The organism is Anaeromyxobacter dehalogenans 2CP-1 (assembly GCF_000022145.1).
Taxonomy (GTDB): domain Bacteria; phylum Myxococcota; class Myxococcia; order Myxococcales; family Anaeromyxobacteraceae; genus Anaeromyxobacter; species Anaeromyxobacter dehalogenans.
Genome location: NC_011891.1, coordinates 666,361 through 682,293 on the forward strand (window position 1 = coordinate 666,361; position 15,933 = coordinate 682,293).

The following is a 15,933-nucleotide window of genomic DNA, read 5'->3' on the forward strand; positions in this document are numbered from 1 at the left end:
TCGGGGCGAGCGGGGGAAGGGAAGGCGGGTCGCGCGGACGGGGATGCGAGCCTGTTCGCGTCCGGAGGTGCGACCCGGGAGCGCCGATCACCGACCGCCGAAAAAGACGAAGGCCGGGACCCTTGCTCAGGGTCCCGGCCTCGTGGAGTGGCGGGGAGTACGGGACTCGAACCCGTGGCCTCCGGCGTGACAGGCCGGCGTTATAACCGACTTAACTAACTCCCCAAGAACTGGTGGGCGGAACAGGCTTCGAACCTGTGACCCTCGCCTTGTAAGGGCGACGCTCTACCCCTGAGCTATCCGCCCAAGGCGCGAAAGCGTGGGGTTTCTAGCTTGACCCGCCGGCGGTGTCAACGGGCTCTCTCACGGGAGGGCCCGGACCGAACCAGCCGTCCGGTCGGGGGGATCGGTCGGGCGACGGTCTTGCTGGACCGGCCTGGGTGCCGATGGTAAGGGGCGCGCGATGGCCTGGAAAGCAGGGATGAAGGTGGTCCACCGCGCCCAGCGGGCATGGGGCGTGGGGGTGGTGGTGCAGGTCGCCGACGAGGGCCGCCGCCTGGCGGTCCGGTTCGCGGGCCGCGAGGGCATCACGGTGGTCTCGGGCCGCGATCAGGCGCTGGTCGAGGTCCCGGCGGACACGCCGATCGAGCAGGTGGCCTCGGGACCGATCGAGGCGCTGGGCTCGGCCCAGCCGGCGACGGCCTCGGCGTTCGCGCTCCGCACCCGCGTGAACCGCCTGGAGGCGCTGCGCCGCGCGGACTCGCTCGGCGCGCTGCTCTCCTCGCGCGTGCACGTCCTGCCGCACCAGGTGGGCGCGGCGGGGCGCATCCTGTCCGATCGCATGCCGCGCTTCGTCCTGGCGGACGAGGTGGGCCTGGGCAAGACGGTCGAGGCGGGCCTGGTGTTCGCGGGCATGCGGCAGCTCGGCCTCGCCGAGCGCGTGCTGGTGGTCGTCCCGGAGCACCTCGCGTTCCAGTGGCTGGCGGAGCTGTTCCACAAGTTCAACGCGCTGTTCGCGCTCCTCACCCCGGAGCGGATCGAGGCGCTGGGCGGCCCGGAGGCGGCGCTCGCCCGCTCGCCGCACGCGATCGTCTCCTTCGAGGCGCTCCGCGCCGACCCGGACCTGTCCGAGGCCGCGGCGGACCTGCCGCTCGACCTCGTGGTGGTGGACGAGGCCCACCACCTCGCCGAGGACGCGCTGCACGACCGGGTCGCGCCGATCTGCCGCGCCTCCTTCGGCGTGCTGCTGCTCACCGCCACGCCGGTCCGCCTGGATCCGCGCGAGTACTTCCGCCTGCTCTCCCTGGTCGAGCCGGTCCCCTCCACCTCGCTCGACGACTTCCTCGCCCGCCTGGAGCAGCACGAGGCCTACGCGCAGGTGGCCCGCGAGCTCCTCGCCGGCGGCGACCTCGCCGCGGCGGCGGAGCGGCTGCGCGCGCTGGCGCCGGACGACCCGGTGTTCTCGAAGGCGCCGCCGGCGCTCGACCGCGCCGCGCTGCTCGCGCACCTCGCCGAGCGCTACGGCCTGTCCGCCCGGCTCATCCGCAACCGCCGCGTGAAGGTGGGCGCGTTCACCTCCCGCGTGCTCCGCCGCGTGGACGTGGGCGAGGGCGAGAAGCCGAAGGCGCTGGTGGACCTCTGCGCCGGGCTCGCGCGCGGGGGCGAGAAGGTGCTCGTGTTCGGCGGCGACCTCGAGGCGCTGCGCGGGCTGCAGGGCGGGCTCGCCGAGGCGGGGCTGGAGGCGCTGCTCTACGACGACGCGCCCTCGCTCGAGGCGCGCGACCGGCTGGTGGCCCGCTTCCGCGATCCGGAGGGCCCCATGTTGCTGCTCTCCGGCGAGTCCGGCGGCGAGGGGCGCAACTTCCAGTTCGCGCACCACCTCGTGTGCGCCGACCTGCCGGCGTCGCCGCTCGTGCTCGAGCAGCGCATCGGGCGGCTCGACCGGCTGGGCCAGACGCGGCCGGTCGAGATCCACGTGCCGGTGGAGCCGGGCGACGAGGCGTTCCTGGCCGACCTGTACGAGAAGGAGATCGGCATCTTCGACGAGCCGGTGGGCGGCCTGGACGCGGTGCTGGCCTCGCTGCCGGAGGAGCTGGCGGCGCTGCAGCGCAAGCGCTCCGACCGCACCCGCGACGCGTTCCGGAAGGACCTCGCGAAGCGCGTCGCCGCCGCCCGCAAGGCGCAGCACGAGGGCGATCCGCTCCTCGACATCCGCTCCGCGTCGCTGCCCGAGCTGGGCCGCCTCGTACGCGGCGCGTTCGAGCGCATGGGCGAGGACGCGCCCGAGGGCATCGACGGCGGCGACGGAGCGGGGGCCGCGCTGGAGCAGTCGCTCATCACGCTCTCGCGCTGGCTGGAGGAGGAGCTGGAGGACGTCTGCGCCGACGTGGGGCGCCGTGTCGGCATGGACGTGGACACCGACCAGAACGTCCAGCCGTTCGAGGTGTCGTTCACGCTCGGCTCGGGCATGCGCATCGAGGCGCTGCCGGGGATGCAGATCCCCGACGAGCCGGAGACGTTCGTGGGGAGCTTCTGGCGCGAGACGGCGGTGGCCCGCGACGAGCTGCACTGGTACGCGACCGGCCACAAGCTGGTGGAGGCGCTGCTCGGGCTGGTGCGCGACGGCGACGCGGGGCGGAGCGCGGCGGTGAAGCGGGAGTGGGCGCCGCGCCGGGGCGGCCTGTACGCGCGCTTCGAGCCGCGCCTCGCCACCGCCGCCGACGTGGCGCCGGGCGCGCGGGTCGCCTCGCGGCAGGCGTCGCGCTACCTCGACCTCTCGCCCATCGCGGTGGTGGTGGACCTGGAGGCGGGGAACCGGGTGCTGCCCGGCGCCGCGCACCGGCTCGAGGACGAGATCGACGACGTGCAGGACGCGCGGGTGGGCGCGCCGCCGCCGGCCGCGCTGGAGGCGGCCCGCGCGGCCGCGGAGCGCGAGGCGCGGCTGGTGATGGAGCGGCGCCGCGAGGAGGCGGTGGGCCTGCTCCTCGCGCACGCCGACGCCGAGGAGGAGCGGCTCATCGAGGCCGCGTTCGCGGGCGGCGCGCCGCGCGAGCGGATCGACGGGGCGCTGGCGGTGCTGCGCCACCACCGCGACGTGGTGGCGAAGTCCATCGAGCGGGTGAAGCTCGACCTCGACGCGGCGGCGCTGATCGTGCCCTGAGGCGGGCGCGCCGCAGGGCGCCGTCACGCGCAGAAGCGCGCGATGGCGTTCCCGAGGATCGTCACCGCCCGCTCGACCTGGTCGAGCGGCACCGACTCACCGGTGCGGTGCGCCTCGCGGATGTCGCCCGGCCCGAACACGCACGCCTCGGCGCCCATGCCGATGAGCTCGGGCAGCTCGGTGCCGAACGGCACCGTGGCGGCCTCGTTCCCGCTCTCCGCCTCGAGGAAGCGGACGATCTCCGCGCCGGGCGGCGTCACCGCGGCCGCGTCGGTGCGGAGCGGGATCACCTTCACCGCGACCTTGCCGCCGCTCGCCGCCGCCAGCCGCGCGCAGGCGTCCTCGAGCAGGCGCAGCGCGCGCCTGGGATCGTGCCCGGGGAGCGGCCGCCACTCGAACGTGAAGCGGCACTCTCCGGCGATGATGTTGCGGGCCTTGCCGCCGCGGATGACGCCCACGTTCCAGGTGGTGTACGGCGGCGAGAACGCCTGGTCGGTCTCGCGGGTCAGGTCCGCGCCGATGGCCTCGAGCTCCGGCCAGAGCCGGCCCACGTGGTGGATGGCGGAGGCGCCGACCTCGGGGTACGCGCTGTGCCCCTCGATCCCGCTCACCACCACCTCCACCGCGCAGTAGCCCTTGTGCGCGCGGATGGGCGTGAGCCGGGTGGGCTCGCCCACGATGGCGTGGGCCGGGTGGAGCGCGCCCTCGGCGAGCAGCTTCTTCGCGCCCAGGCAGCCGATCTCCTCGTCGGCGGTGAACACCAGCGTGAGCGGGAGGCGCCCGGGCCGGGCGGCGCGCGCCGCGGTGAGCGCGGCGGCGAGGAACGCCTTCGTGTCGGCGGAGCCGCGGCCGACGAGCCGGCCGTCCACCACCTCGCCCGAGAGCGCCTCCTTCCACTCGGGGTCGAACGGCACGCAGTCGGTGTGCCCCACCAGCGCGAGCCCGCCCGGCACGTCGGGCCCGCGGCGGCAGACGAGGTTGCCCTTCTCGACCCCGGCGGCGTCGGTCCAGCGCTGGCGGCGGGTGACGAAGCCGGCGGCGTGCGCCTCGCGCTCGAGCAGGTCGAGCGCGGGCAGGTTGGTGCGGGCGGAGGTCGTGTCGAGCGCGACCAGGGACCGGAGCAGCGGGACGAGATCCATGCGCTCCCGAGCCTACGCGAGGCCGCGCCGCCGCGCTGCTTCTCTATCACGCGCCGCCCCACAGGGCGCGCATGGCGGCGCGGAAGTCCTTCAGCAGCTCCGCGCCGGTGGGTCGCCCCGGCGGCGCCCACCCGTCCTCGACCACCGGCTCCCCTGCCACGAACGTGCTCCGCACCGCCCCGGGCTGCGCGCCGAACACGAGCGAGGGCAGCAGCGCGTCCCGCTCGCCCCCGGCGATGGAAGGGTCGTCCACGTCCACGAGCACGAAGTCGGCCGGCTCGCCCACCGCGAGCCGCCCGCCCTCGAGCCCGAGCGACGCCATCCCGCCGGCCGTGGCCGCGTCGAAGAGCCGCGCCGCGAGCGTGCCCGGCGGCCCGTCCAGCACCGCCCGCTCGCCGCGCACCAGCCGGAGCTGCAGCTCGAGCGCCCGGGCCTCGCCGAGCGGGTCGGCCTCGGCGTGCGCGTCCACCCCGAGCGCCAGGCGCGCCCCCGCCGCCACCAGCCGGTCGGCCGGGACCACCCCGTCGCCCAGGTTGCGCTCGGTCAGCGGGCAGGCGCAGACGGTGGCGCCGGCGCGGCCGATGGCCGCGACGTCGGCGTCGTCGAGGTGGATCGCGTGCACGAGCGTGGTGCGGGCCTCGAGCGCGCCGGCGTCGGCGAGGAGCTGCACCGGGCTCCTGCCGTGCTCGGCCCGGCAGGCCGCGACCTCGGCCGGCTGCTCGGCGGCGTGCACGTGCAGCGGCAGGTCGCGCGCCCGGGCCGCGCCGGCGAGCGCCGAGAGCCAGGCCGGCGGGCAGGCCCGGACGCTGTGCGGCGCGATGCCGACCCGGACGCCGTCGTCGTTGCGGAGCTGGCGGGCGAGGTGCTCGAGCCGCTCCAGGAACACCTCCGGCGACGGCTCCACGAAGCGGCGCTGCGCCGGATCCGGCTCGGTCCCGGCGCCGGCGCGCGCGTACGCGGCGCGGAGCAGCACGATGCGCAGGCCCACCGCGCGGGCGGCGCGGACCACGCGCAGCTCGAGCTCGGCGGGATCGGCGTAGGGCCGGCCGTCGGGGTCGAGGTGCAGGTAGTGGAACTCGCCGGCGCAGGTGACGCCGGCCCGGGCCAGCTCGAAGAACGCGAGGCGGGCCACCGCCTCGAGCAGGTCGGGGTCGAGCCGGCGCGCGGCGGCGTACATGGCCGAGCGCCACCCCCAGAAGTCGCTCCGCCCGCCGGCGCCCGCGCGCGCCTCGGTGCGGCCGCGCAGCGCGCGCTGGAAGGAGTGGCCGTGGGCGGACACGAAGCCGGGGACCAGGATGCGCCCGGGGAGCGGGACGCGCTGGAACCCGGGCAGCGGCGGCCCGATGGCGGCGACGACGCCGTCCTTGACCGAGAGCGCGGCCCCCTCGTGGAGGGAGCCGCCGGCGAGGAGGAGCTCGGGCTGGAACGCCTGCGCGGTGGTCACGGTCCCAGGGTTACCCCGCGGACGGCCGCGCCGCCAGCCCGCGCGCGGGCGCCGGCCGGGCGGCCGTCGTTGCCCGGGCGGCCCCGCTGCCGGTATCGCCTCGCGGCGCCCCGGAGCGCTCCCGGCGCACCCGGAGCGCGGGGCGCGCCGCCGGTATATGATGCGCCGCGTGCCGCTGCCCTTCGTGAAGTATCACGGCCTCGGGAACGACTTCGTGGTGGTGGACGGGCCGCTCATGGACGCCGCGCGCGCCCGGCGGATCTGCGACCGCCGCCGCGGCGTGGGCGCCGACGGCGTGCTCACCGTCCTGCCGCCGCGCACCGCCGGCGCCACCGCCACCATGCACATCTTCAACTCCGACGGCTCGGTGGCCGCCATGTGCGGGAACGGCATCCGCTGCGTGGCCCGGCACCTCGCCGACACGCGCGGCCTCGACGGCGACCTCGTCGTCGACACCGACTCCGGGCCGAAGCGCTGCACCATCCACCGCGGCCCGGGCGGCGCGGTGGAGGCGGTCTCGGTGGAGATGGGCCCGGCGCGGCTCGAGGGCGAGCAGGAGTTCCGGGTGGGCGGCGAGGCGCTCCGGGCGCTGCGCGTGTCGATGGGCAACCCGCACGCGGTGCTGTTCGACGCGCCGGAGCGGGCGCGGGCGCTCGCGGTCGGACCCGCGCTCGAGCGGCTGGTGCCGGGCGGCGTGAACGTCGGCTTCGCCCGGCCCGGCCCGTCGGGCATCGACCTGGTGGTCTGGGAGCGCGGCGCGGGGCTGACCGACGCCTGCGGCACCGGGGCCTGCGCCGCGGCGGTGGCCGCGGTCTCGCGCGGCCTCGCCCGCGCCGGCGCGCCGGTGGAGGTCCGGCTGCCGGGCGGCGCGCTCGCCATCACCGTGGCCCCCGATCTCGTCGGCGTCACCATGCGCGGCCCGGCCGAGCGCGCCTTCACCGGCGAGACGGACCTCTAGATGGCGAACGGGCGGATCCTGGTCGTCGACGACGAGCGGTTCTTCCAGGAGCTGTTCCGCGACGTGCTGACCGGCGCCGGCCACGCGGTCCGCACCTCGTCCTCGGCGGAGGAGGCGCTGGAGGTGCTCGCCGCCGAGCGGGTGGATCTCCTGCTCACCGACATGGTGATGCCGGGCCTCGACGGCCTGGGGCTCATCCGCGAGGCGCGGCGGCGCGACCCGGAGCTGGAGGTGGTGGCGGTCACCGGGCGCGAGGACGTGAAGCTCGCGGTCGAGTCGATGAAGGCCGGCTGCTCCGACTTCCTGACGAAGCCGCTCGAGCCCGGCGAGCTGCTCCGCGTGGCGGAGCGGGTGCTCGGGCGGGTGCGGCTCCGCCGCGAGCACAGCCAGCTCCTCACCGAGAACCTCGAGTTCGTGAAGGCCCAGGCGCTCTACCGCCAGGGCCTGCAGATCCTCGCCACGCTCGACGGCGAGCGGCTGGTGGACCTGGCGCTCTCCGTGCTGGCGCGCACCACCGACGCCCAGGGCGCGGCGCTGTGGGTGGCCGACGAGAAGGGTCAGCTCGCGCTGCGCGGCTATCGCGGCCTCGTCGATCGGGCGGCGCTGCCGGTCCGGGTGGACCCGCGCGATCCCGCGTTCGCCGACGCGCTGCGCGGCGGCGCGCCGTTCCTGGCGCCGGACGGCTGGGGCGGCGAGGCGTTCCTGGTGCCGCTCGTGGCCGACGACGAGCCGCTCGGCCTGGCGCTGCTCTCCGACCGCGCCCGCGGGCGCTTCGGCCGTGACGAGCACGCGGCCGCGCTGGTGGTGGCCGACTTCACCGCCATCGCGGTGAAGAACGCGCGCCGCTTCCAGGCGGTGGAGCGGGTGGGGCTGCGCGACCGCGAGACCGGCGCGTACAACCTCTCCTACTTCGTCGACTACGCCGGCAAGGAGTTCTACAAGGCGCGCCGCTACGGCCGGGCGTTCTCGCTGGTGGTGCTCTCGGTGGACAACGTCGAGCAGCTCCGCAAGGAGGCGGGGCGCGAGCCGTTCCGGCGGCTGATGCGCGACCTGGTGGCGGCGGTGGGGCGGGCGGTCCGCGACGCGGACATCCTCGCGAAGGTCTCGGAGAGCGAGTACTACGTGCTGCTCCCCGAGACCGACTACTTCGGCGCGCTCATGTTCGTGCGCCGCGCCACCGAGGAGGTCCGGCGCGAGGCGTCGGTCCGGACCATGGAGGAGCGCGTGCCGGTGCTCCTCTCGATCGGCGCCGCCAGCTTCCCGAAGGACGGGGAGGACTTCGACGAGCTGCTCCACTGGGCGCGCGACCGCGTGCAGGACCAGCGCGGGTCGCTGCTGCGCCGCCTGCACCTCGGCGACCTCGAGCCGGGCGCGTTCTGGGAGCTGACCGACGTGCTGCTCTCCGGCTCCGCGCGCCTGCCGGACAGCTCGGCCAGCGCGCGGCTGCAGCCGGACGCGGAGCTGTTCGCGGCCGCGCAGCGCGAGGCGGCCCGCGAGATCGCGCGCGACCCGCGCGCCCGTGGCCTGCTCTACGTGGGGCTGCGCACCGCGCTCGCCGCGTCGCCGGTCCGGGCGGCGCTGCCCCCCGGGGACCCGGCCGCGCGCGCCGGCGATCCCTCCGCCCGCGTGTACCTGCTCGGCCCGCGCGGCACCGACGCCGAGGCGGCGCCGCACCCGCTCGTCACCGAGGTGTACGTGGACGGCGACCAGCGCTTCGCCGGCCACGAGTTCCTGCTGTTCCTCTCCGAGCGCTCCGCGTACGCGCTGCTCGCCGGCCCGGACGGCCGGACCTTCCACACCTCCGACATGCCGCTGGTGGACGCGCTGGTCTCGAAGCTGCAGACCGCGTACGACCTCCAGCCGATCTGAGCGACCGCGCGAATGGCCACCGTCCGCAAGATCCTCGTCGCCGACCCCGACCCGGCCACCGTTCGGGCGCTGGCGCCGGTGCTCCGCCAGCGCGGCTACCAGGTGCACGCGGCCCGCGACGGCTCGCGCGCGCTCCAGGCCGCCATCCTCCGCTTCCCCGACCTCATCCTGCTCGACGAGGACTGCCCGCTGCTCGACGCACGAAGCTTCGTCCGCATCCTGCGCACCAACCCGCGCACCGAGCGGATCCCGGTCGTGATCACCGGCGTCTCGTCCGACCCGGACCGCTCGCGGCTCGGGCTCTACCTGCGCAAGCCGTTCAACCTGGACGAGGTGCTGGCGCGGGTGGAGCAGGTGTTCCGCCGCGCCGAGGCGTCGCGGGCGGTCTCCGGCGACGGGCGCGAGATCGAGGGCAACCTGGCGCAGATCCCGCTCGTGGACCTGCTGCAGATCCTCTCGGTGAACAAGAAGTCCGGCACGCTCACGGTCGAGCGGGAGGGTGACCGCGCCTCCATCGCGCTCGCCGAGGGGCGGGTGGTGGACGCGGCCATGGGGACGGTGGTCGGAGAGAAGGCGCTGTATCGCCTGCTCACGCACCGTGAAGGCCAGTTCGCGTTCCTGCCCGGCCTGCCGCCCGCGGCGCAGCGGATCGACCGGCGCGTGGAGGAGCTGGTGCTGGAGGGGCTGCGCCAGGCCGACGAGGTGGCGCGGCTGCTCCCGGAGCTGCCCGCGCCCGAGGACGGCGTCGAGCTGGCGGTGCATCCCAGCGAGATCCCGGCCGGCCTGCACCCGGTCACCGAGGAGGTGCTGGGCCTGCTGCAGTCCGGCGCGGCGCGCCCGTTCCAGGAGCTGCTCGACCGCTGCCGCGCCACCGACCTCGAGGCGATGCGCGCGGTGGGCGCGCTGCTCGAGCACGGCTACGCCCGCCGGCGCGAGGCGCTCGCCCCGGAGCCGCGCGGCCAGCTCCTCGCGCCGCACGAGCTGCACGCGCTCCGCGCCCGCATCGCCCGCGGCCGCTCCTCCGGACCGCAGACCGTCGGCAAGGTCGTGGTGGCCGGCGGCGGGCCGCTGGCGCGCCGCGCCGCGCTCTCGCGCTTCCAGGCGGTGCCGGGGTTCCGTCCCGAGCCGGAGCCGCCCACCGGTGGCTTCGGGACGGTGGGGCGCGTCACGCTGGCGGATGGGGTGCGGGTGGACCTGGCCGAGCTGCCGGGCGATCGCGCGCTCATGCCGCTGTGGCGGCCGTTCGCGGCCGGCGCGGTGGGCGCGCTGGTGCTCCTGCCCGCCGACGGGATCGACCCGCTGCTGGAGGAGCTGGTGAAGGTGCAGCGGCTGCCGGTGGTGGTGTGCGGGCCCTCGGAGGCGCGCGTGCCGGAGGTGCTGCGCGAGGCGCCGGGCGGCTTCGCGTTCGAGGGCAGCGACGCGGCCGAGGGGCTGCGCGCGCTCCTCGCGGGCGCTGGCGCGCGCACGCCGCTCGTGTAGAACGGCCGCATGCGCATCCCGATCTGGCAGGTGGACGCCTTCGTCACCGGCGGCGTCTTCACCGGCAACCCCGCCGCGGTCTGCCCCCTCGACGCCTGGCTGCCCGACGCCACGCTGCTCGCCATCGCCGCCGAGAACGCGCTCTCCGAGACCGCGTTCCTGGTCCCGGAGGGCGAGGGCTGGCACCTGCGCTGGTTCACGCCCGAGGTCGAGGTCGAGCTGTGCGGGCACGCGACGCTCGCCTCGGCGCACGTGGTCTTCGAGCACCTGGCCCGCGGGCGCGACGCCGTCGCGTTCCGGACGCAGGCCGGCACGCTCACGGTCACGCGCGACGGCGCCGGCCGCATCGCCCTCTCGCTGCCCCGCCGTCCGCCGGCGCCGGCCGGGCCGCCGCCCGCGCTGGTGCGGGCCCTCGGCGGCCGCGCGCCGGACGCGACGCTGCTCGGCCGCGACTACGTCGCGGTGCTCCCGACGGAGGACGAGGTGCGCGCGCTCCGGCCGGACCTCTCGGCCGTGGCGGAGCTGCCCGGCCACGGCATCGTGGTCACCGCGCCGGCGAGCACGCCCGGGGTGGACTTCGTCTCGCGCTACTTCGCCCCGCAGGTCGGCATCCCCGAGGACCCGGTCACCGGCTCGGCGCACTGCACGCTGGTGCCCTACTGGGCGGACCGGCTCGGCCGTCGGACGCTGGAGGCGCTGCAGGTCTCGCGGCGCGGCGGCCGGCTCGCGTGCGAGGACCAGCCGGACGCCGGAAAGGTGCGCGTCGCCGGCCGGGCCGCCGAGTACCTGTCCGGCTCCATCGAGGTCTGAGCCCGGCGAGCGGCGCGAACGGCGGCGCTAGCCGGGATCCAGCCCGCCCGCCGCGAGCGCGGCGCGGGCCACCGGGCTGGTGAGCAGCAGCCGGTACTCGGCGCGCGTCAGCCAGGCGGTGCGGGCGCCGCGCTTCCCGCGCAGCGTGAGGCGCACCCGCTCGGCGTCGTGTGCCACCGTGGCGGTCGCGCCGTCGGAGAGGTCGTGCTCGAGCGAGCGCAGGTGCCGGTGGATGCGCAGCGCCCGCTTCCCCTCGGGCGACGAGAGCGCCACGAAGTAGCGGTTGCGGCTGAAGCCGGGGTCCTCCCGGAGGCGCTCGACGGCGCGGATGACGAAGTCCGCCATGGAGCGTCGAGCCTAGCATGAAGCCCGCCGGCCGGACGCACCCCGGTCGCACCCTTCCGCGCGGTGCGCCGCTGCGTACCGCGCTGCGCCAGGCGCCTAGGCGGGCGTGCGCTCGCCCACCTGGCCGCGACGCTGGTGCTCGCGCGCGAACGCGCCCAGCGCCACGTCGTGCGTCGCGAGGTGGCCCTCGATCCAGCTCGTCACCGCGCGCTCCACGTCGTGCACCAGCACCGCGGTCGGGCCGTTCGCGTCGTGCCGCCGCGTCAGCTCCCGCACCGTCGCGAGGAACGCCTCGTGCTCCCGGAGGTGATGCTCGCGCTCCGGGTAGCCGATCGCGAGCATCATCGTCTCCTCGGCGGCCAGGTGCCGGACCGCGTGCTCGCGCAGGAACGCGATCATGCGCGAGACCTCCGAGCGATCGCCCGCGAGGATCGCGTCGTGCAGCCGGTCCATCCGCGCGAACATCTCCTGGTGATCGGCGTCCAGCTCGGGGACGCCGATCGACAGCACGCTCGTCCAGTGCAAAGCCATGGCGGGCCCCCGGAGCCACGTCCACGGTAAGGTCGTGCGGCAGCGGGCGGAAGGGCCTCGCTGACGCAGGTCAAGCGGATCGCGCCGCCGGCCCTCGCGGGCGGCACGCAGGGTGAATGGCGCGCCTGCGCGGGAGGCGCCGCACCCGCGCTGCCTAGCGCGGCAGGGCGTCGGTGCCGTGGACCACGCGCTCCACCGCCGCGCGCTCGCGGCGCCGCGACGGCCCGACCACCACCGCGACCAGGTTGCGGCGGCGGAAGGTCTCGCGCGACACGCGCAGCAGGTCGGCCGCGGTCACCTGCTCCACGCGCCGGCAGCGCTCCTCGAAGCCCTCCGGCGCGGACAGGACCTCGCCGGCGCCGTACCAGCCGGCCAGGTCGGCCGCGGAGTCGAGCGAGAAGGCGAGCGTCATGCGGTGGCGCCGCTGGACGCGGAGCAGCTCCTCCTCCGGCACCGGGCGCTCGGCCAGCCCGCCGAGCACGCGCAGGACCTCCTCGATGACCCGCGGCAGCTTGGCGGGCGCGCAGGCGCCGTCGATGACCGTCATGCCGGCGTCGGCGAACGTGTCGATGCCGGCGTGCAGCGAGTAGGCGAGGCCGCGCCGCTCCACGATCTCGAACGGCAGCCGCGAGGAGAGCCCGTCGTCGAGGATCCGGCGCAGGCACATGTGGGCCGGGTAGTCGGGGTGGCGCTCGGGCGGGCAGGGGAAGGACAGCGAGAACTCCGCCTGCGCGTCGTCGTGCTCCACCATCTCGAGCCGCGGCCCCTCCGGCCAGCCCGGCGCCGGGACATCCACGCTCAGCTGTCCGCGCGGGAGCCGGCCCAGGTGCCGCTCGGCGAGGTCCGCCACCTGGTCCGGCCGCACCGGCCCGGCCACCGCCAGCACCAGGTTCGAGCCGGTGTAGAAGCGCTCGAGGTGGACGCGCACGTCGCGCGGGCGGAGCCGCCGCACGATCTCCTGCGTGCCGGCGATCTTGAAGCCGAGCGGGTGGCGCCCGAAGACGATCTTCTTCGAGAGGTTGTCCGGGTCGATGTCGCGGCCGGACGCGTCCACCTCGTCGAGGATCTCCTCGAGGATGACCTCGCGCTCGACGTCCATCTCCTTGAGGAGCGGCCGCCGGATCAGGTCGCCCAGCACGGCCAGGCCGGTGCCCACCTCCTCGGGGTGGATGGGCGTGTAGTAGCAGCCGTGGTCGCGCGCGGTGATCCCGTTCAGGCTCCCGCCGGCGGCCTCCACCTCGGCGTTCATCGCCACCGTGTCCGGGTAGCCCACCGAGCCGCGGAAGAACAGGTGCTCGAGGAAGTGCGAGACGCCGTTGCGCGCCTCGGTCTCGTGGCGCGAGCCGGCGCGCACGTAGAGCGCGATCATGGCCGAGTGCAGCCCGGGGGCGCGGGCGGTGAGCACCCGGAGGCCGTTCGGCAGCACGGCCCGGTGCACCTCCCCCCAGTCCTCCTGCGCGCGCCGGACGCGCGCCGCCACCCGGGCGCGCGGCAGCGCCACGCGGAACGCGCCGCCCCGCTTCTCCGACGCATCCTTGCGCTGCTTCACCCGCACCTGCCGGCTCGACCGCCTCATGTGGCTGCACCCACCTCGTGTTCCACCCTGTCCTGGACCGCCGGGAAGCGGAGGGTGAAGATCGTTCCCCGGCCCACGGTGCTCTCGCACCGGATGGTCCCGCCGTGCTCCTCGACGACCTGCTGGGTGAACGCGAGCCCCAGGCCGGTGCCGCGTTCCTTCGTGGAGTAGAACGGCTCGAAGATCCGCGTCAGGTCACCTGGGGGGATCCCCCCCCCGGTGTCCCCCAGCTCGGCCTCGACGGCCGCGCCGGAGTCCGCCCGGCGGGTCACCACGGTCACGGTCCCGCCTCCGGGCATCGCCTCGCGGCTGTTCCGCAGGAGGTTCAGGAACACCGCGCGGAGCTGCCCCTCGTCGCAGCGCACGCCGGGCAGGCCGGGCGCCAGGGCGCGGTGCACCGCCACGCGCGCGGCGGCGAGCTCGGGCCCGAGGAAGTCGAGCAGGCCGCCCAGGATCTCGTTCAGGTCGTGGCGCTCGAGCTGCGGGCGCGGGAGGCGCGCGAAGCGGAGGTACTCCTCGGTCACCGCGTTCAGCCGGTCCACCTCGCGCGAGATCGCGGACACCAGCCCGGTCGCCTCGGCCGGCGGCGCGGGCAGGGCGGCGATCTCCTCGGCGAGCAGCTCGGCGTTCAGGCCGATGGCGTTCAGCGGGTTCCGGATCTCGTGCGTGATCTGCGCCGAGATGCGGCCGACCGCGGCCAGCCGCTCCGCCCGGAGCAGGTCGGCGCGCTGCCGGTCGAGCGAGGCCGCCATGGCGTTGAACTCGTGCGCGAGCACCGAGATCTCGTCCCGGCCGCGCGCCTCCACCTTGCGGGTGAGGTCGCCGGCCGCGACCGCCTTCACGCCCTCGGTCAAGGTCTGGATGGGCGCGAGCAGCCGCTGCGAGATGGCCGCCGCGCCGACGCCCACCGCCAGCGCGAGCAGGGAGTAGATCACCGTCAGCGCGACGGTGTTCCCCTCGGTCCGCTCGGCGGCGTGCACGCGGTCGGCGATCTGCGTCTCGAGCGCGACCTGCAGCAGCTTCACGTCCAGGCTGAGCCCCTTCTCCAGCTGCCGCACCGCGGCCACGCGCGCGTCGAACGCCGCCGCGCCCGGGCCCAGGCCCGCCCCGCCCTCCAGCGCGTCGAGCAGCGCCCGCGCCTCGCGATCGTAGTCGGCCCATCGCGCGGCGAGGCCGTCCAGCCGGGCGAGCACGTCGCCGAGGAAGTGGGCGTCGTCGCCGGAGGCGTTGAGCCGCGCGCCGGCGGCCACGCGCTTGCCCTCCTCGATCTTCTCGCGCACCAGCGCGGGGAAGTGCGCCCTCGCCACCGGGAGGTAGGCCCGCCGGGCGGCGGGGTCGAGCACCCGCGCCTCCAGCGCGCGGGCGGTGACCCAGTCCTTCACGTCGAGCTGCGCCGCGATCCGGGTGAGCGGGATGTAGCCGGAGGACAGCGTGCGCAGGTCGCGCCGCAGATCGTGGAGGCGCGCCACACCGAACCCGGCCACCGCCGCGAACGCCGCCAGGGCGACCGCGAAGGTGAGGAAGATCTTGGTGGCGACGCGTCGCATGGGGGAGCCGGCGATCCTACCGTGCCCGGCCCGGCGGCGGGCGGGAACGTTCCTAACCCGCGCCACCCGCAAGCGCCGCGCCGGGCGCCCGCTCGCATGGCCGTGGTGCTTCCCAGGCGCGAGCACCTGGGGTAGTGAAGGAGTCCCACACCGGAGCCTTCACCCCATGACCGGCCTCGCCCTCGTCGTCGCCCTCGTCGGCATCGCCATCGCCGTGCTCTCCTTCCGCAGCGCCAGCGCCGCCCGGGCCGCGCTGGCCGCGCGCGCCGCGGAGGACGTGAAGCGCGGCGAGGAGCTGGAGGCGGCCCGCAAGGCGGAGCGCGCCGCCCGCGCCGAGGCGAAGGAGCGGCGCGACGACGCCACCGCCGTGAAGGCGGAGCTGGAGCGCACCAAGAAGAAGGCGTTCGAGCAGCAGGAGGCGGCGAAGAAGGCCGGCGGCGCCCAGGCGCTCCGCGTCGAGATCGACAAGCTCGCCGCCCGGCTCGCCGAGGCCCGCGCCGAGGCCGAGCACCAGGCCACCCGCGCGCGCGCGCTGGAGAAGGAGCTCGAGAAGGCCGCCGCCGCGGTGAAGCGGCTCGAGGCCCGGCCGGTCGAGGTCGCCGCGCCCGCGCCGGTCGTGCCCGCGCCGAGGCCCGCCGCCCCGGCCGCGCCGGCGGCCGACGACGGCCGCCTCGCGGCGGAGAAGGACCGGGCCGACAAGGCCGAGGCGAAGCTCGCCGAGGCGCGCAAGCGGGTGGCCGACCTGGAGAAGGACGTGAAGAACGTCCGGGGCCGGCTCGAGACCGAGAAGCGTGTCTTCATCGTCCAGAAGAGCGAGCTCGAGCTCGCCGGCGATCGGTACGCCGAGCTGCGCCGCCGCCACGAGGCGCTGCGCAAGGATCACGACGAGCTGGTCGAGGCCGTGCGCCAGGCCGCGCGCGAGGAGCGGCGCCTGACGCAGAAGGAGGCGGCCCGCGCCGAGGCGGCCACGCCGCCCGCCGCGCCGGAGGGCGACGGCGAGGGCGAGCCGGGCGGCTCGACGGCGGCGTAGGGCAGCGGCACCGCGCGGCGCAGCCGCGCTCGCGGGGCCCGCGCG

General features: G+C 76.2%; 12 protein-coding genes and 2 tRNA genes. 6 read left to right on the forward strand and 8 right to left on the reverse strand.

Annotated elements, in window-relative coordinates; translation table 11 throughout:
* Positions 1 to 148 precede the first annotated feature (148 nt).
* A tRNA-Asp gene (locus A2CP1_RS02950) sits at positions 149 to 225 on the reverse strand.
* Positions 226 to 231: 6 nt separating this feature from the next.
* Positions 232 to 306 (reverse strand) — tRNA-Val (locus A2CP1_RS02955).
* Positions 307 to 463: 157 nt separating this feature from the next.
* Here A2CP1_RS02955 and A2CP1_RS02960 point away from each other — a divergent pair.
* Entirely contained in the window at positions 464 to 3,160 is a 2,697-nt protein-coding gene (locus A2CP1_RS02960; protein ID WP_012631998.1) for an SNF2-related protein, read from the forward strand.
* 23 nt (positions 3,161 to 3,183) lie between these two features.
* Here the strand turns inward: A2CP1_RS02960 and argE are convergent, their stop codons facing one another.
* Positions 3,184 to 4,299 (reverse strand): acetylornithine deacetylase, encoded by a 1,116-nt coding sequence (gene argE / locus A2CP1_RS02965; RefSeq protein ID WP_012631999.1) that lies wholly within the window; start codon positions 4,297 to 4,299, stop codon positions 3,184 to 3,186.
* A gap of 46 nt (positions 4,300 to 4,345) precedes the next feature.
* Positions 4,346 to 5,743 (reverse strand): formimidoylglutamate deiminase, encoded by a 1,398-nt coding sequence (locus tag A2CP1_RS02970; protein WP_012632000.1) that lies wholly within the window; start codon positions 5,741 to 5,743, stop codon positions 4,346 to 4,348.
* Between the two features lie 157 nt (positions 5,744 to 5,900).
* Here A2CP1_RS02970 and dapF point away from each other — a divergent pair, with 157 nt between their 5' ends.
* From dapF to A2CP1_RS02990, 4 genes are read left to right on the forward strand one after another with little or no spacing between them, the layout of a single operon-like run.
* Positions 5,901 to 6,701, forward strand: a complete 801-nt coding sequence (gene dapF, locus A2CP1_RS02975) for a diaminopimelate epimerase (protein WP_012632001.1) — start codon at positions 5,901 to 5,903, stop codon at positions 6,699 to 6,701.
* Positions 6,702 to 8,570: a GGDEF domain-containing response regulator gene (locus A2CP1_RS02980; protein ID WP_012632002.1), complete on the forward strand. Its 1,869-nt coding sequence runs from the start codon at positions 6,702 to 6,704 to the stop codon at positions 8,568 to 8,570.
* A 12-nt stretch (positions 8,571 to 8,582) separates the two neighbouring features.
* Complete coding sequence (locus A2CP1_RS02985; RefSeq protein ID WP_012632003.1) at positions 8,583 to 10,049, forward strand: response regulator; 1,467 nt, start codon at positions 8,583 to 8,585, stop codon at positions 10,047 to 10,049.
* Between the two features lie 9 nt (positions 10,050 to 10,058).
* Positions 10,059 to 10,859, forward strand: coding sequence for a PhzF family phenazine biosynthesis protein (locus A2CP1_RS02990; protein WP_012632004.1), 801 nt, complete (start codon positions 10,059 to 10,061; stop codon positions 10,857 to 10,859).
* 27 nt (positions 10,860 to 10,886) lie between these two features.
* Here A2CP1_RS02990 and A2CP1_RS02995 read toward each other — a convergent pair whose 3' ends face one another.
* From A2CP1_RS02995 to A2CP1_RS03010, 4 genes are all read right to left on the reverse strand, one after another.
* Complete coding sequence (locus tag A2CP1_RS02995; protein ID WP_012632005.1) at positions 10,887 to 11,204, reverse strand: hypothetical protein; 318 nt, start codon at positions 11,202 to 11,204, stop codon at positions 10,887 to 10,889.
* A gap of 96 nt (positions 11,205 to 11,300) precedes the next feature.
* The gene (locus A2CP1_RS03000) at positions 11,301 to 11,735 is read right to left on the reverse strand and encodes a bacteriohemerythrin (RefSeq protein WP_012632006.1); all 435 of its coding nucleotides are present in this window, start codon (positions 11,733 to 11,735) and stop codon (positions 11,301 to 11,303) included.
* Positions 11,736 to 11,889: 154 nt separating this feature from the next.
* Positions 11,890 to 13,311: a M16 family metallopeptidase gene (locus tag A2CP1_RS03005; RefSeq protein ID WP_012632007.1), complete on the reverse strand. Its 1,422-nt coding sequence runs from the start codon at positions 13,309 to 13,311 to the stop codon at positions 11,890 to 11,892.
* Positions 13,308 to 14,858: a sensor histidine kinase gene (locus A2CP1_RS03010; protein ID WP_012632008.1), complete on the reverse strand. Its 1,551-nt coding sequence runs from the start codon at positions 14,856 to 14,858 to the stop codon at positions 13,308 to 13,310. Before A2CP1_RS03010 ends, A2CP1_RS03005 begins: the two co-directional genes overlap by 4 nt.
* A 166-nt stretch (positions 14,859 to 15,024) precedes the next feature.
* On the opposite strand from A2CP1_RS03010, the gene A2CP1_RS03015 reads away from it, so the two are divergent.
* Entirely contained in the window at positions 15,025 to 15,888 is an 864-nt protein-coding gene (locus A2CP1_RS03015; RefSeq protein ID WP_012632009.1) for a hypothetical protein, read from the forward strand.
* Positions 15,889 to 15,933: the final 45 nt, after the last annotated feature.